The sequence below is a fragment of the Armatimonadota bacterium genome, assembly GCA_022563855.1.
In the GTDB taxonomy this organism is placed as follows: domain Bacteria; phylum Armatimonadota; class Fimbriimonadia; order Fimbriimonadales; family Fimbriimonadaceae; genus JADFMN01.
The window spans coordinates 259,587-281,482 of sequence record JADFMN010000003.1; the positions used below are offsets into that span (position 1 = coordinate 259,587).

The 21,896-nt window shown below is 60.5% G+C and carries 16 protein-coding genes; 8 read left to right on the forward strand and 8 right to left on the reverse strand.

The window, feature by feature from the left end; all coding sequences use genetic code 11:
• Window positions 1-225 precede the first annotated feature (225 nt).
• Window positions 226-1,050 (reverse strand): hypothetical protein, encoded by an 825-nt coding sequence (locus tag IH944_05470; protein ID MCH7904002.1) that lies wholly within the window; start codon window positions 1,048-1,050, stop codon window positions 226-228.
• A 55-nt stretch (window positions 1,051-1,105) separates the two neighbouring features.
• Here IH944_05470 and IH944_05475 point away from each other — a divergent pair, with 55 nt between their 5' ends.
• Window positions 1,106-2,134, forward strand: a complete 1,029-nt coding sequence (locus IH944_05475) for a N(4)-(beta-N-acetylglucosaminyl)-L-asparaginase (GenBank protein ID MCH7904003.1) — start codon at window positions 1,106-1,108, stop codon at window positions 2,132-2,134.
• An 84-nt stretch (window positions 2,135-2,218) separates the two neighbouring features.
• Window positions 2,219-2,845, forward strand: coding sequence for an exopolysaccharide biosynthesis protein (locus tag IH944_05480; GenBank protein ID MCH7904004.1), 627 nt, complete (start codon window positions 2,219-2,221; stop codon window positions 2,843-2,845).
• Here IH944_05480 and IH944_05485 read toward each other — a convergent pair.
• Window positions 2,842-4,728 carry an ABC-F family ATP-binding cassette domain-containing protein gene (locus IH944_05485; GenBank protein ID MCH7904005.1) on the reverse strand — a complete coding sequence of 629 codons (1,887 nt, stop codon included), beginning with the start codon at window positions 4,726-4,728 and terminating at the stop codon, window positions 2,842-2,844. The two genes, IH944_05480 and IH944_05485, sit on opposite strands and share 4 nt — an antisense overlap.
• Window positions 4,729-4,882: 154 nt before the next feature.
• Between IH944_05485 and IH944_05490 the strand changes: the two genes are divergently transcribed.
• On the forward strand, window positions 4,883-6,352 hold the full coding sequence (locus IH944_05490; protein ID MCH7904006.1) for a DUF1800 domain-containing protein: 1,470 nt from the start codon (window positions 4,883-4,885) through the stop codon (window positions 6,350-6,352).
• Here the strand turns inward: IH944_05490 and IH944_05495 are convergent.
• On the reverse strand, window positions 6,349-7,902 hold the full coding sequence (locus IH944_05495; GenBank protein ID MCH7904007.1) for a calcineurin-like phosphoesterase family protein: 1,554 nt from the start codon (window positions 7,900-7,902) through the stop codon (window positions 6,349-6,351). The two genes, IH944_05490 and IH944_05495, sit on opposite strands and share 4 nt — an antisense overlap.
• A 60-nt stretch (window positions 7,903-7,962) precedes the next feature.
• Here IH944_05495 and IH944_05500 point away from each other — a divergent pair, with 60 nt between their 5' ends.
• From IH944_05500 to IH944_05515, 4 genes are all read left to right on the forward strand, one after another.
• Entirely contained in the window at window positions 7,963-8,241 is a 279-nt protein-coding gene (locus IH944_05500) for a hypothetical protein (GenBank protein ID MCH7904008.1), read from the forward strand.
• 27 nt (window positions 8,242-8,268) lie between these two features.
• Window positions 8,269-9,378, forward strand: a complete 1,110-nt coding sequence (locus IH944_05505; protein MCH7904009.1) for a redoxin domain-containing protein — start codon at window positions 8,269-8,271, stop codon at window positions 9,376-9,378.
• A 34-nt stretch (window positions 9,379-9,412) separates the two neighbouring features.
• Window positions 9,413-10,309 (forward strand): phytanoyl-CoA dioxygenase family protein, encoded by an 897-nt coding sequence (locus IH944_05510; protein ID MCH7904010.1) that lies wholly within the window; start codon window positions 9,413-9,415, stop codon window positions 10,307-10,309.
• A gap of 188 nt (window positions 10,310-10,497) precedes the next feature.
• On the forward strand, window positions 10,498-12,024 hold the full coding sequence (locus IH944_05515) for an alkaline phosphatase (GenBank protein MCH7904011.1): 1,527 nt from the start codon (window positions 10,498-10,500) through the stop codon (window positions 12,022-12,024).
• A gap of 362 nt (window positions 12,025-12,386) precedes the next feature.
• Here the strand turns inward: IH944_05515 and IH944_05520 are convergent, their stop codons facing one another.
• The 4 genes from IH944_05520 to gyrA form a co-directional block, all read right to left on the reverse strand.
• Window positions 12,387-13,175, reverse strand: coding sequence for a hypothetical protein (locus IH944_05520; GenBank protein ID MCH7904012.1), 789 nt, complete (start codon window positions 13,173-13,175; stop codon window positions 12,387-12,389).
• A gap of 3 nt (window positions 13,176-13,178) precedes the next feature.
• Entirely contained in the window at window positions 13,179-13,988 is an 810-nt protein-coding gene (locus tag IH944_05525) for a hypothetical protein (GenBank protein ID MCH7904013.1), read from the reverse strand.
• Between the two features lie 178 nt (window positions 13,989-14,166).
• Window positions 14,167-14,973 (reverse strand): hypothetical protein, encoded by an 807-nt coding sequence (locus IH944_05530; protein MCH7904014.1) that lies wholly within the window; start codon window positions 14,971-14,973, stop codon window positions 14,167-14,169.
• A gap of 576 nt (window positions 14,974-15,549) precedes the next feature.
• Entirely contained in the window at window positions 15,550-18,036 is a 2,487-nt protein-coding gene (gene gyrA / locus IH944_05535) for a DNA gyrase subunit A (protein MCH7904015.1), read from the reverse strand.
• A 233-nt stretch (window positions 18,037-18,269) separates the two neighbouring features.
• Between gyrA and IH944_05540 the strand changes: the two genes are divergently transcribed.
• Window positions 18,270-21,470, forward strand: coding sequence for a PD40 domain-containing protein (locus tag IH944_05540; GenBank protein ID MCH7904016.1), 3,201 nt, complete (start codon window positions 18,270-18,272; stop codon window positions 21,468-21,470).
• Here the strand turns inward: IH944_05540 and IH944_05545 are convergent.
• A complete protein-coding gene (locus IH944_05545; GenBank protein MCH7904017.1) occupies window positions 21,467-21,877 on the reverse strand; it encodes a hypothetical protein in 411 nt (136 codons plus the stop codon). The genes IH944_05540 and IH944_05545 overlap by 4 nt on opposite strands.
• Between the last annotated feature and the right edge of the window lie 19 nt (window positions 21,878-21,896).

Below are 21,896 nucleotides of genomic sequence, written 5' to 3' on the forward strand. Positions count from 1 at the left end.
TTCGGGGGTTCGGGGGTTCGGATTGGTTCGGATTGGTTCGGGTTTGCCCCTCGGCCCTCGACCCTCGCACCTCAACCCTGAACCTTCGACCCTCGCACCTCGCACCTCGCACCTCGCACCTCGCACCTCGCACCTCGCACCTCAACCCTGAACCTTCGACCCTCGCACCTCGCACCTCGCACCTCGCACCTCGCACCTCGCACCTCGCACCTCGCACCTCGCGACTTACGTCTTCTTCACATACAACAGCTCGGTCAGCATGATCTGGATGTGGAATTCGCCGATCGCGATCTCGACCGAGCCGTCGGTCTTCGAGCGCGTGACGAGACCGGTTTCCAAATCGACGATCAGCGCGGTCGAAGCGTTCACGGTCATGACTCCCGAATTGTCGTCAGGTGGGAAGTGCAGATCAACGTCCACAACGCCCTGTACCTCGATCGAGATCCGAGCGTGCGGCTTCTTGTTCACCGGCAGCAAATCGACAAGCGTAAACGTCGCCTCAAGGTCGCCGAACGGCTGGAAAGCGTTGCCGGCTGGCGCGAAGATCATATCCAAATAGTCGCTCGCCGCAACGGTCTGCGTCCACTGGTGCCCAGTCGGAATCTTCCCCTCGGGCATGTGCCAGCCGAGGAATCCCAACGACATCATTCCGTTGAGCGTTCGACTTAGTAACGCCCCTAACGGCTGCAAGCCAGGCTGAGACACCTTGTGCTCGACAACGCCCGCGTTGCCGCGGTTGTCCATGTCAAACCAGACGTCGACCTGCCGCATTCCTTCAGCCGAGTTGTTCGTGCCGGCGTCGAGCCCTTCGTACTCCTCCATTTTCATCTTTACGGGGATGCGCCCGTTCTCGGTCGCGCCGAACGTGAACGCCATCTGGCCGGACGCAACGCGTTCGTTGATGTCGTTCGGCGTGAACGTGGTCACGTTCAGCACGTGGCGGTACCGCACGGTCTCGTCTTCACGCAGCTTGAGCTTCAACTCGACGCTTGCCTGCGCAGGGTGGGGGGCTGAAAGGAGTGCAACGAGGATCGGGATGACTGTCAACATGGCTCTTCAACTCTAGATTACAGCAAAACGCATGCTGAACGGCTAACATATCCGCATGACCCGAAAAACCAAAATCTCTCGACGCGAGCTCCTGGCTGGTGCGGCAGCCGCTGGAGTCGCCACGGCAGGGCTACCCGCCATCGCCCGTGCCAGGCCAAGGTACGACGGTTTCCTCGTCGTCAGCAGCGGCAACGGCATGCGCACGGTGGCTAAGGCGATGGAGCTGATGAAAGAGGGGGTCGATACGCTCGATGCGGCGGTGCAAGGCGTGAACATCGTCGAGCTCGACCCGAACGACATGAGCGTCGGCTACGGCGGACTGCCGAACGAACAGGGCGTCGTCGAACTGGATTCTTGCGTCATGCACGGCCCGACGTACAACGCCGGGGGGGTCGCCGCATTGCAGAACATCAAGACGCCGAGCAGCGTCGCGAAGCTCGTTATGGAGCGCACGGACCACTGCCTGCTCGTTGGGAAAGGCGCCCTGGAGTTCGCGAAGTTCCACGGTTTTGAGGAAGTAGACATGCTCACCGACGCCGCGCGCCAGAGATGGGTGCGGTGGAAGGAGGGACTGAGCGACATCGACGACTACATCGATCCCGATGAGAGCGAGTTCATCGGTGAGCGCGAGACGGGCACGATCACCTGCCTCTGCCTGAACGACATGGGCGACATCAGCGGCACGACGACCACCAGCGGTTTATCGTTCAAGATTCCGGGTCGCGTTGGCGACTCGCCGCTGATCGGTTGCGGCGTGTACGTCGATAACGAAATCGGAGCGTGCGGGTCGACCGGGCGCGGGGAGGCGAACATCTTGATGAACGGATCGCGCATCGTGGTCGAGAACATGCGCCACGGAATGTCGCCGCAGGACGCGTGCATGGACGTGCTCAACCGAATCTGCGAGCAGACCAAGGAGCAGCGTCTGTTGAGCGAGCCGGGCGTGCCGAACTTCCAGTTGCAGTTCTACGCGCTGAACAAAGCTGGCGAGCACGCTGGAGGGTGCATCCACGGCAACACCGCTTACTCCGTGCACGATGGCACGAACAGCTTCCGCGGTCGGTGCCAAGGCGTGTTCGAGTAAACCGTCGATGGCCTGAATACCTAGCCATTGCTGGGGCCGCTTGCAACCCGGCGCGACTTCCGGTGGTATTGTGGCAAAAGCCGTATGGGCTTGTCCGACACCATCAAGCAGGCGTTCGATACTGAAGGGAGCACCATCACTCTTCAGGAGTTCCTCGTCCGTCTTGACGCCCATTCGTTTGGGGTGCTGCTCGTCGTCGTTTCGCTTCCTTCTCTCATTCCTGCGTTCCCTGGTTTCGCCACGCCGTTCGGTTTCTTGGCGGGCGCGTTGGCGATTCAGATGCTGCGCGGTCGTGCTATTCCGTGGTTTCCGAAGAAGGTCTTGAACAGGCCGATGAAGCCGCTCAAACGGAACCGCATCATGAGGGGAGCGCTATGGGTGCTCAAGAAGATCGAGGTCATCGTGAAACCGCGCGGAGGAGAGCTGATGCAGTCGCGGCGATTTCAGCGGTTCTTGACGTACGTCGTGCTCGCCTGTGCGATCTCGATGGCGATGCCAGTTCCGGGAACGAACTCGCTGCCGGCGCTCGGCATCATCCTGATCGGATTGGCGATGACCGAAGAGGACTCGGTAAGCGCGTACTTCGGGGTCTTTTGGGCAGTGGTCGGAATTGGTGTCACAACAGCAGTGTTCATCCTCTTGACAAAGTACGGGTTTGCTGGAGCGGAGTCTGCATACGAGGCGATCAAGGATTGGCTCCTGCGCCGCTAACCTTGCCTGGCGAGAAGCTGTTCTAGCGTTCTGGCACAGGTTTCCCACGCTTCGACCTTGCGCTCCAGATCTAGCCGCGCCTCGCCGTGCGATTCTGTGAGTGCGACGAGGTTCGCGTCCGGCTCAGGCGCCGCGAGCTGCTGCTCGATTTGCCGAACAAGATCTTCGGCGCTTTCGACCTCCGCTTCGCAGGAGGCGATGTCCTTCTTCAACTGACGAATCCTCTTGGCCAGTTCGTGGGGCGTCTGCTGATTCGACGTCGCAACGATCGTTGCAGCCGAGAGATTACGCTCGATCGGCCGTTCCGCAGCGCGAAACTCTTGGTACGTGCCGAGGAACTGACGGACGCCGTTCTCTCGAATGTGCAGGATTCTTTCGACCAGCCGAGACAGGAGCCAGCGATCGTGGGAGACCAGCACGAGCGTTCCAGCGTACTGTCGCAGCACGTCTGAAAGCGCCTCTCGCGAAGCCATGTCCAAGTGGTTTGTCGGCTCGTCCAGCACGAGCAGGTTCGGTTGTAACTGGGTCAGACGCGCAAGCGCCAACTTGTTCTTCTCGCCTCCGCTCAGCGTCCTGATTTTACGGAAAACGTCGTCGCCGGTGATCAGGAACTGTCCGAGCAGATCGCGAGCTGCTCCAGCCTCCATCCCGCACTCGTAGCTGAGGAATTGCAGCGGAGACTGCTCTTGGTCGAGCTCGACGGAGTCCTGCGAGAAGTATCCGATGTCGACGCTTGGCCCGATGCGCGTCGAACCAGCGAGCGGCTTTATCTTCTTGAGCAAAGTCTTGATCAGCGTCGTCTTTCCTGATCCGTTGTCGCCGATCACGCCCCACCGCTCCTGCCACCGGACGGTCCAATTCACATCGCTGACGACGTGAGCGTCGCCGTAGCCGACGACGAGCGATTCACACGACAGAACAGTATCGCCGGAGCGCTTTGCCTGTCCAAATCCTCGCTTGCTGGTCCGCTCCCTTTCCGGTGCGCTCACTCTTTCTGCTACCAGCTTCTCCATCCTCTTGCGACGGCCTCTGGCTTGCGCCGTGCGCTGCGTGTTGATGAACCGGCGCACGTATTCGTCGAGTTTCGCGATCTCTGCCCCTTGCCGCTTTGCCAGGAGCGATTGCCGCTCATCTCGCTCGTCTCTCAGCCGGATGTACTGGTCGAACCCGCCTGCGAACGATTCGATTCGGTGGCCGCGCAGCTCAAGGACTCGATCTGCCGTGGCTTGCAAGAACTCTCGGTCGTGGCTGACCATCAGCGCAGCGCCGCTGTACGACCGAATCCACTCTTCCAACCATTCGCTCGCCTGGATGTCCAAGTAGTTCGTCGGCTCGTCCATGATGAGAAGCTCCGGTCGCTCGAGCAGCAGCCGCGCCAGGGCCAGCCTCGTCCGCTCTCCGCCGCTCAGGTCGTCAGTGAGCTTGCCGAACTGCGTTTCATCAAACCCCATGCGGATTAGAACCGCGCGGACGTTGCGTTGTGAAGCGTACGCTTCGACGTCCTTATAGTGCTCCTGGATCAGCGCGTACTCGTCGAGCACCTCTGGCGTGGAAGCGTGCTCGAGCTGCGCCTCAAGCTCCTCCAGCTTTCGACGGACTTCGAGCTGGCTCGCGATGCCTGCCTCGACCTCCTCCAGAACGGTTCTGCCCGGCGTCACAGAGCTGTCCTGTCGCAAGTATCCGACGGTCGCTCCCGGCGAGAAGTTGACCGATCCGGCGTCGGGCTCCAGCTCTCCGATCAGGATCGACAGCAGCGTGGTCTTACCGGTGCCGTTGCGCCCGACCAGGGCGACCTTTTCCCGGCGACCAATCTTGAACGTCGCATCGTCTAGAACAAGGTCGGCGCCGTAGCTTTTTGAAAGGTGCGCGACGGATAGGAGCACGGTGCGCCAGGATACCGAAATACGCATGGATGGCCAGAGGCCGCCAGCCCAAAGGCCGACTGGATCTGCGCTTCAGTTGGCGATAGATCGCCCAACCGAAATCGAACGACGAACTTAAGAACGGCTAGCCGTCCTGAGTTGTATACTTAAGGCAATGGACCACCAGTCCAGGATTCGCCATCTTCTGAGGAGATTCGGGCTCGGAGCTACGCTGTCCGAGGTGCGCCATCTCTCCAAAATGGAGCTGTCAGAGGCGTTTGAGTACCTCCTGGACTACGATGAGGTCAGTGAGCCGTATCCGATCTCTCCGTGGGAGTTCTCGACGAATACGAACAACGATAAGATCAACTCTTCCGGCCGGCTGTTCTCGGATTGGTGGGCGTTGAAGATGGCGACGACGCGCCGTCCGCTGCAGGAGAAGATCGCGCTCTTTTGGCACGACCACTTCGCCGTCAGCGACATCAAGATCCAGGACGGACGGAAGATGATCTCGTACCTTCAGATCTTGCGTCGCAACGCCACCGGTAACTTTCGGACGATGCTGAGGGAAATCAGCAAAGAGCCGGCGATGGTGCTCTTTCTGGATTCGCACCGCAACGTCAAGGGTACGCCGAACGAGAACTTTGCGCGCGAGGTGATGGAGCTGTTCACGTTGGGCGAGGGCAACTACGAGGAGAGCGATGTGCTGGAGGCCGCCAGGGCGTTCACCGGATGGTCGTTCCGTGATACGCTGAACTACAGGGAGCGAGACCGGCTGAATGAGCAGATAAGAGCGAAGGTGAACAACGGCGAATCGATTTTTGTTTTTCGCAACATCCCTGGCAGACACGATGTCGGCACGAAAACCATCTTTGGCAAAGAAGGGAACTTCACGGGTGACGACGTTCTGTCGATGCTGCTCGATCACCCTCAGACAGCTAGGTATATCTGTTACAAGCTGTGGGAGTGGTTCGCGTACCCCAACCCGGACGACGCGCTAGTAGAGCGACTCGCCAAGGTGTTTCGCGAGAGCGACTATGAGATCAAGCCGGTGTTGCGGGCGATTGCGTTCTCACCGGAGTTCTGGAGCAAAAAGGCTGTGAGGACGAAGGTCAAGAGCCCGGTCGACTACACGATCGCGGCGATGCGCCAGTTCAACGCGAGTGCGGTGCTAGCAAAGCGCGACTCGGGCGAACTGGATCAGTTCACGCCGATCGACGGCACCGTCCGGCGGTTTGCGTCGATCGTTAACAGAGAGATGCGCCGACAGGGCATGTCGCTGCTCAATCCGCCTTCGGTCGAAGGGTGGCACTGGAACGAGGAGTGGGTGACTAGCGAAACGATGACGCATCGCATCGATCTGTCGCGCCGCATCTTCGGCAACAGGCGGATCATCGAGCCGTTGATCGAGTGGACGGCGCCGGAGCTAGCTGTCGAGCAGGGGGAGGGCGACCACGCGAAGCTCGTCGATCGCCTGTTGGAGCTGCTCGATGTCGAGGTCAGCCGCGAACAGCGATGGATACTGGTCGGCGCCGCGCGAAGGTACGGCGGCAACGGCGTTATTTATGACACGCGGAAGGCCGTACCGATGCTGCGCGATATGCTCAAGCTCGTGTTCGCGATGCCAGAGGCTCACATCTGCTAGCGAAACCGGATGACCCGCTGAGCGATATAGACCTGGCCGAACATATCGGTGGTGCGGACTTCGATCTGGTGCGTCCCGACGGCCCTTGCTCGGTTGTCTGAGCCGTGAAACAGCGTTGCCAGCGGTATTTCCCACAGATGTCTGGACCTCATCGGGGCTGGCAGACCGCGGTACGGTCGTTCGAGGGATTTGTCGCGCTCATAGGTCTCTGCGTACTCCGGGTCCGCCTTCTCGACCTTCACCATCTTGTGCCAATCGCCATCGTCGAGGCGGACCTCTACGATCGACTTTCGAGAGCCGCCGAACACGTTTGCCATGATCAGCGGGTTGGTCGCGTCGGCCAGGTCGACCTCTTCGGGCGCATAGATGTTTAGCTGATACGCAGCCGGTGCGCCCGCCGCGCGGAATTCGATCGAGTACTGATGTCCGTCGAACGAGAAAACGGAGTATCCGTTCGGCGCTCCTCCCCGCATCGTCGTGTGCGGGATTCCGAGTTCGTTCGGCGCTCCGCCCCACCAGCTGCCGCTGACGGTGACCGCGATCATGTGATGGTGCGGCTTGATCCCTCGCCATCCGTCGGACTCGTCGATGAACACGTGCGCCTGGTAGTGCGTGTGCCCCGAGACAGACATCACGTAAGGTCGATCTTCTATCAGTCGGTACAGTCCTTGGCGGTCTGCGACGTTCACGATCGGGATGTGCATGAGGATCACGACGAGCTGATCGTCTGGGATCAGCGAAAGGTCCTTCTTCACCCAAGCGAGCTGCTGCTCTCCTATTCCGCCGCGATATCCGTTTCCCAGGTACTCGACGTCGTCGAGCACGATGAAGTGCGTCGGGCCGTAGTCGAACGAGTAGTAGTTCGGCCCGTACAGGAGCTCGAAAGTCTCGTCGGAGTTTGCGTCGCCTTCAGCGTCGAGGTTTAGGTCGTGATTCCCGACGACGTTGTACCAGGGAATTCCGATGAGGCCGATCGCTGCGTTGAGCGGGGTGAACACCGACAGATCGTCGAACACGACGTCACCCAGCGTTACGCCGAACGCGGCGTCGACGCCGATCAGAGACTCGATGACGTCGTGGGCGATGTACTCGGCTTCGCGCACGTCGCGCGGCTGGGTGTCGGCGAATATGATAGCTGTAAACCTGTCCGGCTCCGGTTGCCGATGAAGCGGAAAGTCTATCGACGCCGGTAGCGGGCCGGTCGGTGCGACGCCTGCAAATCGCGCTCCCTCCGGCGATCCGTTCGGCTTGTGCGAGTAGTAGAACCGGGGCAGGTTCTCTCCGTTCACCGGCGGCGCCCATCCCCGAGGCTTGATGACGAAGAAGACCGTGTCATCACCAGCCGGCAGTAGCCAGCTGCCCTGTGAATCCGTGACCGTAATCTGAATTTGGTTGGAGACTTTGATGCCCTGGATGCCTGGTTCGCCTGCGTCTCGCTCGCCGTTTCCGTTCTCGTCGTCGAACACGACCCCCCGTGCGGTCTGTTGGGCGCCAGCCGATACGGTTAGCAGCAGCGCCAGCAGCGCTGCAAAGTTCCAAATGCGTCGCATTAGACGAAGATACCCGGCAGGTCGAGAAGTCGATCGACCGCAGTCGTATACTGATCGGCGATGGCACCAGCGAAGGTCAAGACGGGCGGCGGTGCGCCGGGTAGAGGCACGGTTTTTATGCTGGCGGGTGGGATACTGGTCTTCTTCGGGCTCTTGATGCTGCTGGCGATTCCGGCGGTCCAACACGACGATAGGTTCCGCCAGGAGCGGGCGGAGGAGCGGGGCGAGCAGTACAATGGAGATACGCCCATACGCGTCTATCGCGCGTCTTTCGGAACAATACTTGCAGGCACCGCGTTCTTGGTGACTGGAGTCGTTTTGAAACGCCGATCCAGGTAGCCGCGTCAAGAAGAGGCAGACGTGAGGATGATGAAACTCAATCGAATCAACCGATCAGTGGCTTTCCTTGGCGCGGTGGCGGCCGTCGCGTTGTTTGCATCGGGTTGCGGCGACGACGGCGACGAGGCAAGCGCATCGACGAAGCAGGAAAAGGAGATCGCTGTCGCCCTCACGGCCATTGATGCGATTGCGATGCCCGTACCGGATGAGAGCCAAGCTGGGGATCAGGCGTACGTGGACGAGTACAACAAGAACCTCGGCGAAGTTCGGGAAACGAGAGGTGATCTCATCAAGTCGTTCTACAAAGAGTATCCAGACCACGAGCGAATTGCAGGGCTGCTCGACTCGCATTGGGGAAGTTACGACACCTTTGACCTTGGACCTGAAGAGGCGGATCGACTAGCCAAAGAGCTTGAACAGTTTGCCGATGAGACCGGAAACGACGACGCTCGTCAGAACGCTCGATACTGGCAGGCGGTGTACCTCTCCATTCGCGATTCAGATCAGGCGCGCGAGATGGTCGCTCACGCGTCGTGGTTCGCCAACGAGTACCCCGAGGACGAGCGAGCCGCCATTTTGTTCATGCGCGCGACGACGTCGAGCAAGACTGACTTTGACCTCGTCCGAGAAATGTACGCTCGAGTTTCATCCGACTACCCGCGGACGGGCGCAGGACAGGACGCGCGGAGGTTGCTCACGTCTATCCAGTACCTAGGCGAGACGTTCAAGTTGGATTTCCCGGATGCGATCACCGGCAAGCGCGTGACGACCGAGTCGTTGAAGGGCAAGGTCGTCGTTCTCGATTTTTGGGCGACCTGGTGCGATCCTTGCGTCGATGCGGCGCCGTATATGAAGGATCTGTACGAGTACTACAAGGATCGCGGGCTTGAAATCGTGGGGCTAAGCCTGGACGATCCTGTGGAGCAGGGCGGTCTGGAGAACGTCAGGTTGTTTGTTGAAGAGTTCGGCATGACGTGGCCGCAGTACCACATGAACGACGATCCGACGCTTACGTCCAAGTACGGCATCCAGGAGATTCCGAGGCTGTTCCTGCTCGATAAGGAGGGGCGAATTCGTTCGGTCGATGCCACTCTTGGATTGATAGGCGGACTGATTGAAGAGTTGCTCGCTGAGTAGATCGCGCCTCGGCGAGTTGCTCAGACAAAGCAGGATGCAGCATCCTGGTCGCAATCCCTGTACCGGTGGGACAGGGTATCTTCGCGACATCGACCTCGCCAGCCTGCCCGACCTCTCCGCCGACTACGATCTGAGCCAGGAACGGATCGAGCGGTTTTCTCGCGACGGCTTCGCCTTCTTGCCGGGGGTCTGCAACCCGGAGGATCTTCGACCTTACAGTGAGGCGATCGAAGAGGTAACGATGCGCGGGGCGAGCGACCTCGCTCCGCTCGCGGAGCGCGATACGTACGGCAAGGCGTTTATCCAGATCGGAAACCTCTGGCAGAAGGACGAGCGGGTCGCAAGGTTCGTGCTGGCCAGGAGGTTTGGCAAGATCGCGGCCGAGCTGCTGGGTGTGGACGGGGTGCGTCTGTACCATGACCAGGCGCTCTTCAAAGAACCCGGCGGAGGGCCGACGCCGTGGCACCAGGACCAGTTCTACTGGCCGCTCGACGGCGTCAAGACGGTCACGATGTGGATAGCGCTCGTCGACATCCCTCCGGAAATGATGGGCATGACCTTCGCGAAGGGATCCCACAAGGAGGGTGCGTACACGTCTATGGCGATATCCGACGAGTCGAACCGCTTCTATCGCGACCTAATCAAGGAGAGAGGCTTTGGGGTCGTCCAGATAGCAGGAATGAAGGCGGGAGACGCGACGTTTCATACCGGCTGGATCGTTCATGCCGCACCCGGCAACGCGACCGACCAGATGCGCGCCGCGATGACCGTGATCTACTTCGAGGACGGTGGTCGGATCAGCGAACCGGACCACCCGAACAGGCAGACCGACTTGGAAAAGTGGTTCCCGGGCCAAGAGCCTGGGGATCTCGCGTCTAGCCCGCTGAACCCGGTCGTCGCGCACAACGTAGCACGGCCATCCTGGCCGTGAGTAGTTTGGGCATCCTGCCCAAGCCCGCCGGAATTCGGGCAAGATGCCCGAACTACTCATGGGCTTGAAGCCCATGCTACGGGCGCGCAGCAGCACTCTCTCCGCAGTTTCGAAGGAACGTATCTAGTTGATTTCCAGCAGTTTCTTTGCACTCGTTAGGTCGGCGCTGGCGTAGACTAGGCGGTGAAATGAGCATTACTCGTCGCACGTTCCTCGGTGCAACTGCCGCCGGTCTCGCAACCGTGGCCAGCGGCGGGAACGCCACGTCCGCCGTCGCCCGCAAGAAAGAGGCGAAGAACATCATCTTTTGCGTCTCCGACGGTATGGCCGTCACGGTGCCGACGTTGGTCGACTACTACAGCAGGATGACCGATGGGAAGCCGTCGTACTGGGCGGATCTGATGAGCCAGCCTTACGCGACAAACGGACTGCAGGTCACGCGCTCACTCAGCTCTGTCGTGACGGACTCAGCGGCCGCCGCTGCGGCGTGGGGCTCGGGACGCCTGCAATGGAACGGTCAGCTGAACATGTTTCCGGACGGGACCAAGCTGCGCCCGCTCACCGACATCGTGATGGAGCAGGGAATGCGCACCGGGCTCGTGACGACCACCACGATCACGCACGCGACCCCCGCAGGGTTCAGCGTCAGCATCGACTCGCGCAACGACCAGCCGGGGATCGCCGCGATGTACCTCGACTCCGGAATCGACGTGCTGATGGGTGGAGGAGACCCCGTCTTCAGTGCCGAGATGCGAACAGACGGTCGCGACCTGTACGCCGAGTTCGCGCAGAAGGGCTACACCGTCGTCAAAACCAGGGACGCACTGATCGGCTTGACGTCGAAGCAGGTACTCGGGGTCTTCAGCGCAAGCCATCTGCCATACACGGTGGATCGCGACAACGACCCAGAGATCGAGAGCCGCGTGCCCACCCTTGCTGAGATGTCAGAGGTAGCGATCAAGAACCTTGTCGGCACGGCTGACGGCTTCCTCCTGCAGATCGAGGGCGGCCGCGTCGACCACGGCGCCCACGGTGTTGATCTCGCCGCAATGTTCTTCGACCAGATCGCATTTGAGGACGCCGTCAAGGTCGCGGTAGATTTCGCGCTCGAGGACGGCGAGACGCTCGTCATAGTCACCTCCGACCACGCGTGCGGCGGGCCTGCGCTCAACGGTGCAGACGGCTCGTTCGGGGGTAGCTACTTCGATTCGACCGAGGGTCTGCTTACCTTACAGAACATGAAGGCCAGTTATGGAGTCATGGCACAGAAGTTTTCTGCGAGCCCGGACGCAGCTAATATGCAGGACGTTGTCGAGGAGTATCTGGGAATCAAGCTAAGTACGGAAGAGGCACAGGCCGTCATGGACTCTGCTGCAGGCGACCACCCGCTCGGAATCAGCGAATTCCACAGAAGTTCGTCGGCGACTTTGGCCTCGGTGCTCGGCAACCACACGAAGGTCAACTGGACGAGCGGCAACCACACTGCGGATCACGTTCTCGTGACGGCGGTCGGCCCGGGCAGCGAGCAGGTCGGGGCCTTGGTGGAGAACACGCAGTTCTTCGACATGATGCTCGGCATGCGCGGGATCGAGTACAGCAATCCGACTATGAGCTACGACGAGGCCGTCGGGCATCTGAGGGGCCTCGAAGAGAGGCTCTCAGCCCAGAACCAGCCTGGCATTGAGGAGATTCAGTCCGAGTACCTCCTCGCCTAAGACCTCCGCCGGAGGGTGGTGCTCCAGCGACACCGCGCTCTGGTGCTGTTCGTTTCTTTCTGCGCAAAGGACTTTGTCCGATGCGCCCCCTCACCCTGCCTCTCCCTCGAGGGGAGAGGGGACGGTCGCAACATTGTGTTGGAGGGTGGCGCTCCCGCGACACCGCGCCTGCGGGTGGCTTGCGCAGTCCGGCGGCGCAGGCCAAAGGACGTGTCGACCGCAAGCTAAGGTCGCCCAGGAGGACGACCCTCCATCTGCAGTTCGAAAGTCCCGAGTCCTAAGCCAACCCGAACGTTCCCCATCTGCCGAACACCGCGGTCAAGCCCGAGGATTTGTCCGTGTTCTCTTGATTTCGCCTAGGTCTAGGACTTAGAGTACGGATTTGGGCCGCTGGGCGGGGGCTGCGGCGTCGGGGGAGCGCTCTGGCCGGGTGCTGGCGTTTGTTGTTGCGGAACCGGCGGCGGAGCGACGTAGTGTCCAGTAAATCTGTTGTAAAGGTGCACTTGAGCGACGAACATGAAGGGCAGGGTGAACGCGGCGCCGATGGGCTCGACGAACGCGCCCAGCCCTGCGATCATGCCGAGTACCAGATAGAGCACCGCGCCCAGCAGCCACTCATGCTTGAGCATTGCCCAACTCATGCTGACCGCCAGTGAACCGGAGACGTTCGTATCGACCTTGAGCGGATACGCGAACATCATCAGCCCTCCAGTGACATAGGCACCGATGATACAGAGAATCAGCCCGAGGAAGGAGACGAACCCCGAGAGAACGGCGGTCCACAGGTATGCGAACGGGTGGCGGAAGCCTTCCCAAATGTGCGCCATGTCGGGTGCGTTCCCGCGCGTCACGTTGAGGGTGTACTTCGTGACTCCGAAGCACATGAGAGGGGTGACGATCAGCGTCGGAAGGAACAAAAGCACCTGCACGGTCAAGAGCACCGCGAAGTCGTATTTGAAACCAGAAAAACCGATCTCTGTGGGGGAGGGAACAAGGTCGGCGAGCGCGACCGGCAGCGAGACGCCGATCATCACGACTCCGGCGGTCAAATATGCCTGCCAGTGCGCGATGATCGTGTTGAACGAGTCGGTGATGACCGCAAAGTCGATGCTCGTCTTAGGGGCGTTCGGCCCGGCGGCGACGTATGCCACGCCTCACTCCCTGTGCGGCGAATCGTCCATCGGCGGTCTGGGCGGCTCTTCTTGCGGCTGTGTGGGCGGTGTGCCATAGCCCGGCTGGCCGGGGCGCGGATAGGGCGACACGGACTGCTGGGACTGTTGAGGGACGTAGCCGACGTACCCGTTGTACAAGATCGCCGCGGCGATGTACTGGAATGAGAACGTAAAGGCGTAGCCGACGCAACATGCCAAAAGGCCAAGCGCCGAGATTAGGCTGATAACAAAGAAGAAGACCGCCGCCATCGCCCATTCACCCTTGAGCATATGCCAGCTTTGCACGACTGCGTCTGACGCGGTCACATTGCGATCAACCTTGATCGCATACACGCACATCATCAGCCCCATCGTGACGAATACGCCGATGATGCACCCGATGAGTCCGAGGAGCCCCACGATTCCGGATAGGATCATCAGCCAAATGTAGCCCAGCGGATCCCGAAACCCGGCCCAGATGTCGCTTGGCGAAGCCGGCAGGCCACGGATCACGTTCAGCGTGAACAGCGTGACGCCGACGGCCATCAGCGCATCGAAGACGTAGGCCATGAACGAAAGCGGGTAGGTCAGCAACATCACTGACTCGCTGGTCCATGCACTCGACTCAATGAGGCCCGCGTCGGCGAACACCGGCAAGACGCCGATTAACTGCCCGGGCAGGGCGGCAAGCAAGGCGACGACCCCAGCCGTGGCGTACACCTTCCAGTGCTGCCCCAGCAGGGCGAACGCCTCTGAGACGATCGCAAAGTCGATCCCTCCCCGCGGCGAATACGTGGGCGCTCCGTAGCTCATGCTGCCTCGCTCGGCATGTGTGCGAAGATACCTTAGAGACGCTTAGGCCGCCACGAACGGAGCCAAGCTTTCGCTCACAACTTGTGAACAGCCAGCCTCCGTATCGACGCTGAGCGGATACGCGAACATCGTCAGCCGCTTAGTGCGAATTTGGAGATGGGCTCGCGTAGGTCACGTCTTACTCTGCTTTCGGTGGTTCGCCCGTCGGCGGTCCAGGTGCTTCTTCTGGCCCTGCGGGCGGTTCGCCGTATCCTTCAGGGCCAGCGCGAGGATAGGGGCTAGCGGAGGGCGTGGGCTGAATCGGCGCCAGCCACTTTGCATAGACCATGGCCGGGATCATGTATGTGAGCGGGAGTGTCAAGAAAATCCCGACGTAACATGCGCCCACCCCTACGGAAGCAACGAGGCTTGCGACGAACGCCAGGCCGATCGCAGCCCAGAAGTGCGGCTTCAGCCGCTCATAGCTCTCGCGGATCGCGTTCGATGGGGAGAGGTCTTCGTGCGCCATGATCGGTATCGCCATAAAGAGGAGCCCGAGGACAACGATCTGCCCAACGCCGCAGGCGAGCGCTCCCAGGAAGTTCCACATGTACGTCAACAGTCCGAGCACGAACCACTTGCCGGCTCTGCTCCACTCGCCCCAGAAGTCGCTCATCGACGCGTCGCCAGTCCTGACGAGTTTTAAGGTGTACGAACACATGCCTCCATAAAACGGATACGCTAGAATCAAGGTCAAAAAGATGACCGGATACATCAGCAGCATCATGCCGAACATCGACGCATCAGGCATCGAACTAGGTGAGGCGAACACAGCCGATGCCATGAAGCCGAAGAAGTAGATGACCATTACGAGCGCTGGCAGCAGGGCACTGATGAATCCCATCAGCAAGTACTCCTGCCACCGGCTGAACAGCAAGGTGAACGATTCCCCAATGACGGCGAAGTCGAGCGTCCCCGACGGACGATGCGGTTGACTGTAGGACATCCTCTCTGCCCGACATTATCCTACAAAAGGAACGCGTGAGGCTTTGCAGGACGGAGTTTTTCAGCCATCTAGCAGGCCGATCGCGCCGGCGTGGGTGGGCGGGCAGCCATGAGACAGGGGCATCGAGCGGGAATGGACCCTCCACACTGCGAGTATGGAGGGATATCGTCTGTCAGCCATCGGCGACGCTCTGCCTGACCGGCCAGGGTTTTCTAGTTGTCGAACAGATCGACCGTGCCGGGCTTCTTCGCTTTTGCGACCGACTTTCGCATCTCTACTTCATCGACCATTCTCAGGCGGTCGGTCGGCCCAATGGTGTCAGTTTCCCTGCCACTGTCGTTAGGATGTTTGTGCGTAACAGCATTGCGTTCCCAAAAACGGAGCGCGGACTCTTAGTCCGCATCCCGGCCTGTGGACTCTCAGTCCACATACGCGCGACCGACAGGGCGCGGCACAGATGGCGTCAAGCCGCCTGACTTGCACCGAGCCTCAGCGCCCGAAAAGCGCCATCGAACTGGCGCACTCCCAAAATGGAGCGTGTGCCAGGAACGAGAGTCAGCAAGACGCGAGACGCCTCTAGTTGTCGAACAGATCGACCGGGCCGGGCTTTTTCGTCTCTGCGACGGACTTTTGCATCTCGTCCTCATCGACCAGCCTCGCGATCGATGCGATCTGATCGCCTTCCTTCAGGTTGATGAGCTTGACGCCCTGGGCGATGCGGCCGACGAGCCGGATGTCCTTGACCTTCATGCGGATGCCCTTGCCTTTCACTGTCAGGACGAGCAGTTTGTCCTTGTCGTCCACCTTGTGCGAGCCGACGATCTTGCCGGTTTTTGCGGTGCAGTTCATGGTTAAGATTCCGCTGCCGCCGCGACGTTGCACGCGGTACTCGCTGATCTTGGTCCGCTTGCCGTATCCGTTCTCTCCGACGACCAGCAGCGTTGCCTCGTCGTCTGCAAGGTCGGCACTGACGATGTGATCTTTACCTTTCAATCTGATGGCCCTGACGCCTCCGGCTGTGCGTGACCGGTCGCGCACGTCGGTCTCGCGGAATCGGATCGACTGGCCGTTGTGCGTGACGATCATGATGTCGCCTTGGCCGTCGCTCTCCAGCACCCAGCCCAGTTCGTCTCCCGGCTCGATGTCGAATGTGATCAGGCCGTTGCTGCGCAGGTTCTGGTACTTGGCGAGGGCGGTGCGCTTGATCTCTCCAAATTTCGTGATCATCGTGAGGTAACCCTCGCCTTTGTGATCCCGCACGTTGATCGTCGCCGTGACGCGCTCGTCCGACTCTATCGCGATGTAGTTGATCACCGGCATTCCGCGCGCGTACCGGCTGGATTCTGGAATGTCGTACGCACGGAGCTTGTAAGCCTTGCCGCGGTTTGTGAAGAACAGGATGTAGTCGTGCGTGTTGACCTGGAAGACGTTCTCCGGCTCGTCCTCGGACTTCTGCACGTTCTTCATGCCCTTGCCGCCGCGCTTCTGTTGGCGATACGCGTCGATGCTGATCCGTTTGATGTACCCGTCGCGCGAGATGGCGAGGATGCACTCCTCTTCTGGTATGAGGTCTTCCTCGCTAAACTCACCGACCTCGCGGGCGATGATTTTGGTGCGCCGCTCGTCGCCGTGCTTGTCGCGCAGCATCTCGATCTCCGACCGGACGACGTTTTTCAATCGCAGTGCGCTGGTCAGGATGTCCATCAGGTCTTGCGCCTTTCGCAGCGCGTCCTTGTACGTCTGCTCCAGCTCTTCTTGCGCGAGCTGCGTCAACCGACGGAGCGGCATCGCCAAGATCGCGGCGGCTTGGAACGGCGACAGCTCGAACTCTCGCACGAGTCGCACCCTCGCCTCGCCGACGTCCCTGGACGCTCGGATCGCCTTGATGATCGCGTCGAGGTTCCGTCGCACGATCTGATACCCCTCGTTGAGATGCACTTCTTCGAGCGAGCGCATCAGTTCGTATCGGCTGCGGCGTTCGACGACCTCCGTTCTGTGCTTTAGGAACTCATCCAGGATCATCAACACCGGCGACACCCTTGGCGCACCGTCGACGAGAGCCAGCATGATCGTTCCGAACGTCGTTCTGAGCTGTGTCTTCTTGAGCAGGTAGTTCAGCGCCTTGTTGGGGTTGACGTCTCGGCGCAGATCGATTTCGATTCGCATACCGCGCTTGTCCGAGTAATCCTGCACGTCAGTGATGCCGTCGAACTTCTTCTGCTTGGCGAGGTCCGCGATGTTCTTGACGAGGTTCTGCTTGTTGACCTGGTACGGAAGCTCGGTGATGATGATCGACGATTTGCCTCCTTCTTTCGGCTCGATCATCGTCTTTGCCTGCATGACGATCGAACCTCGGCCTGTCTCGTACGCGCTCCGGATTCCCTGCTTGCCCATGATCAGCCCATAGGTGGGGAAGTCCGGCCCGGGCATGATCTCCATGATCTCGTCGAGCGAGCACTTTGGGTTGTCCTGGCGGTAAAGAGCGGCGTTGCAAACCTCCGTCAGGTTGTGTGGCGGGAGCGACGTCGCCATGCCGACGGCGATGCCCTGTCCGCCGTTGCAGAGCAGGTTTGGGAAACCGGCGGGAAGAACCGTCGGCTCGTTGATCGTCTGAAGGTAGTTCGGCGTCCAGTCGACGGTCTCTCGGTCGAGGTCTTCGAGCATCGTCATCGCGATCGGCGACAACCGGCACTCCGTGTAGCGCATGGCAGCTGGAGAGTCGCCGTCGACTGAGCCGAAGTTCCCTTGGCCGAAGATCAGCGGATACCGCATGCTGAAGTCTTGCGCCATGCGGACCAAGGTCGGGTACACGACCTCGTTGCCGTGCGGGTGGAAGTCGGCGGTCGTTTCGCCGGTCACCTTGGAGCATTTCGTCGTGGGGTTGGTCGGCGTCAGATTGAGCCGGTGCATCGCGTAGAGGATGCGTCTCTGGACCGGTTTCAGTCCGTCGCGCACGTCCGGCAGAGCGCGTGCAATGATGACCGACATCGCGTAGTTGACGTAGCTGCGCGACAGCTCCTCTTCGATCTCTACGATCTCTATTACGTTTGCTTCTTCAGGCAATTCTTAACCCCGGACACAGCAGGCCGCGCGTACTCGCGCATGGCCCTATTCGGACCCGGTTATTTTACCCGCGATTAGGTTCAAAATCTGGCTGTTCTAGGGCTTCTCAAAGCCCCGTTTTCCACCTCTGATGCGCCTTATAAGACCTATAGGTCTCATAAGTCCTATCCAGCTTCTGCCTCGGCGCCAGAAAAGCACCTTGGACTTAGAGTAAAACGGCGTGAGAGGAACCTATGTTCACAGCCAGTCTTCTCGCGATTGCTCTCACACAACAAGATTCCCAGCCGTTCATGCGCTGGGCCGACATCCACGGCGACCAAGTCGTATTCACGTCCGAGGGCGACCTCTGGCTCGGCGACCGGACGACCGGGAAGGCGCACCGTTTGACCAACGACGCAGGCACCGAGTACTTCGCACGCTTCTCGCCAGACGGCTCGCAGATCGCCTTCATGGGCGAGTACGACGGCGCGCGCGAGGCGTACGTCATGCCGAGCGCTGGCGGCACTCCGAAGCGGCTGACGTACCACTACATCTACGCGACGGTGCAGGACTGGACCGCCGACGGCAAGAACGTCATCTACCGCACGCGCGGCTACCCTGAGAGCTACCAGATCAAGATGGTGCCGGCGGCAGGCGGGGCGCCGGTCGATCTGCCGCTCGAATGGGCGGTGAACGTCGGCTTCGCGCCGAGCGGCGACCGCTACGCGTTCACGCGCTTCAACCGCGCTACCAACGCATGGTTCCACTACATCGGCGGGATGCAGAACCAGATATGGGTCGGCGACCTGGGAGGGACGAAGTTCGCGCAGATCACCGACATCGAAGGCACGAACGAGTTCCCCGTGTGGGCGGGCGACAACGTCTACTTCGCCAACATGGTCGGCAACACGTTCACTGTGATGAGCACGCCTGCAGACGGCGGCGACGCGAAGAAAGTCGCCGGCCCCTATGATCTCGAAGTGCGCGACCTCAACACCGACGGCAAGACGCTGATCTATCAGAAGGGGCGCAACGTCGAGACCGTCGACCTTGCCACGGGTGAAATCTCAAATCTCAGATTTGAAATGGTCTCCGACCTCATGCACATGCGGCCGATCTATATCGCTGCGGACAAGAACGTGCTGGCAGCGAGCATTTCGAAGACCGGCAAGCGCGTGTTCGTCGAGACGCGCGGGCAGATCGTGTCGCTGCCAGTCGGCGATGGCGAGGCGAGGCTTTGGAAGGCAGAGAACGGCGTAAGATTGCGGCTGCCGAAGATGTCTCCAGACGCCAAGAAGATCGCTTTCCTGAGCGACAAGGGTGGGGAGCAACAGCTGTACGTCGCAGACGCAGACGGATCGAACGAGAAGCAGGTCACGAAGAAGATCGCGCACCGGATCGTCAACTACGAATGGTCGCCGGACGGAAAGAAAATCGCCTACAACGACAGCGACATGCTCTTGCGTGTCGTGGACGTCGCAAGCAGCGACGACCGCGAGATCACGCGCGCTTATGCGAACTGGGATGGCACGAAGTTCGGCTTCTCGCCGGACTCCAAATGGATCGTCTACAGCCAAGTCCACCACATCACGCAGATGGGCCGCCTCGTGCTGTACGAGATCGCGACGGACCAGCGGAAGTTCTTCGGCGGAACGATGACCGACGACCAGTCGCCGGTTTTCAGCACCGACGGCAAGTACATCGTGTTCCTCAGTCGCCGCAACTTCACGGTGTCGAACGACGCGGTGTTCAACCAGCTCAACACGACGAAGGTCATGGTTCCGTGCCTGTTGCTTCTGACGAAAGACCAGAAGTCGCCGCTGGCCCTGAAAGACGCGACGGAGGTCGTGCCGCCGAAAGAGGAGGAAGACAAGAAGGATGAAGAGAAGAAGGATGAAGAGAAGAAGGATGAAGAGAAGAAGGATGAGAGCACGAAGATCGACCTCGACGGTCTGTACCAACGTCTCGTCCAGCTTCCGGTCGCTGCAGGCGCTTACACGAGCGTCCGCGCGATCGGCGACCGTCTCTTGTTGCAGGAAGGCGCAGCGATTACTTTCTTCGACATTTCGAAGAAGTCCGGCGGCACTTTGACCTCGGGCTCGATGACAGACGTTTCGGCGGACGGCAAGAAGCTGCTGGTCTCGAACCTCCGCGTCGTCGACGTGAGCGGCAAGGACGTTCCGACGACTAAAGGCAAAGTCAGCTTCGGAGGCCTCAGGATCCGTATCGACCCCCCGGCGGAGTGGAGGCAGATGTACTGGGACGCCTGGCGCCACCTGCGCGACTACTTCTACGTTGCGAACATGCACGGCAACGACTGGGACGCGATCGGCGCGAAGTACGAGAAGTACCTGCCGGACGTGCGATCCCGCGACGAACTGGACGAGCTGATCCGCTGGATGCAGGCCGAACTCGGCTCCTCGCACCAGTACCTCCGACCCGGCGACATGCAGAGCATCAAGCCGATGACCCCAGGCGCGTCGCTCGGCATCGACCTCGAGCCAGATGCGTCGGGCTACTACAAGATCAAGCGCATCTTGCGCGGCGACGGGGTTCTTTCCAACGAAATGTCCCCCCTCGCAGCGCCGGGTCTCGGCGTGAAGGACGGCGACTTCCTGATCGCGGTCGGCGGAGTGCCCGCAAAAGTCGGCAGCGACTTTCTCGGCTCTCTCGCAGGCCGCGCTGGGCAGATTGTTTCGGTGAAAGTCAACTCCGAACCGACGACGGAGGGCGCCAGGACGGTCTTCGTCAAACCTGTCGCAAACGAGACTAGGATGCGGCTCGTCGATTGGGTCGCAAAGCAGCGCGAATACGTCAGCCGAAAGACCAACGGCGAGATCGGCTACATCTACCTCGCTGCGATGGGCAACGGCGACGTCAGCGACTTCATCCGCCAGTACTATCCGCAGCGCAACAAGAAGGCGCTCGTCATCGACACGCGCTACAACAACGGCGGATGGGTGCAGTCGATCATCCTCGACATCCTCGACGAGAAGCTAGGCGCGTACTTCAACATGCGCGGCAGCACCGGCCCGTGGACGAGGCAGTCCGACTACTTCGCTGGGCCGATGGCGTGCCTGATCAACGAGTTCAACGTCTCGAACGGCGAGGAGTTTCCGCACCGCTGGAGGGGACTCGACCTAGGCCCCCTCATCGGGCGCCGCACCTACGGCGGCGAGGTCGGCTCCTCACCGGGCTGGCCGTTGATCGATGGCGGCGTCGTGCAGGTGCCGAACTACGGCATGTACACGCTTGAGGACGGCTGGGTGGTCGAGGGCGCGGGCGTCAGCCCCGACATCGACGTCCCGAGTGACCCGAACCTCTTCGTCAAAGGCATCGACCCGCAGCTTGACCGCGCGATCGCGTATTTGCAGGAGCAGGTGAAAAAGAACCCCGCGCCGCAGATCAAAGACCCGAAGGACAGGGTTCGCGTTGGAGGTGGCGGCAGCCGTTAGCGCGCTAGCTGCGGGCTGTTGGAAAGCCGGGTGAAAAACGCGCGGCAATCCTGTTGCTGATCGACGTACCAGGGCAGGGCGAGTATGGCGTTCGACTTTGGCGACCACGATCCGTCTAGCAAGCCTGAAAGGTCGAATGGCTCGGTTACGGCCGTGGCTTCGCTGGAAACGATGAGCAACTTAAAATGCGCCGAGTCGCCATGTATTGCGGCGAGCACGATCTCTTCGATCTGCTGGCAGTCCGATTCGATTGCGCTAGGCTCGGGCTCGTGAAGCTGTGCCGTGACCGCTGGATGATCGACTTCCGCTGTCGCCGCAACGGGGATTGCGGGGCTGGGCGTCACGTTCGCTGCTAGCGCCGCGAGCGCCGTCAAAAGCGATGCGGCTAATTTGGCGAGAAATTCCATTGTTCAGTCCCTGCGAGCG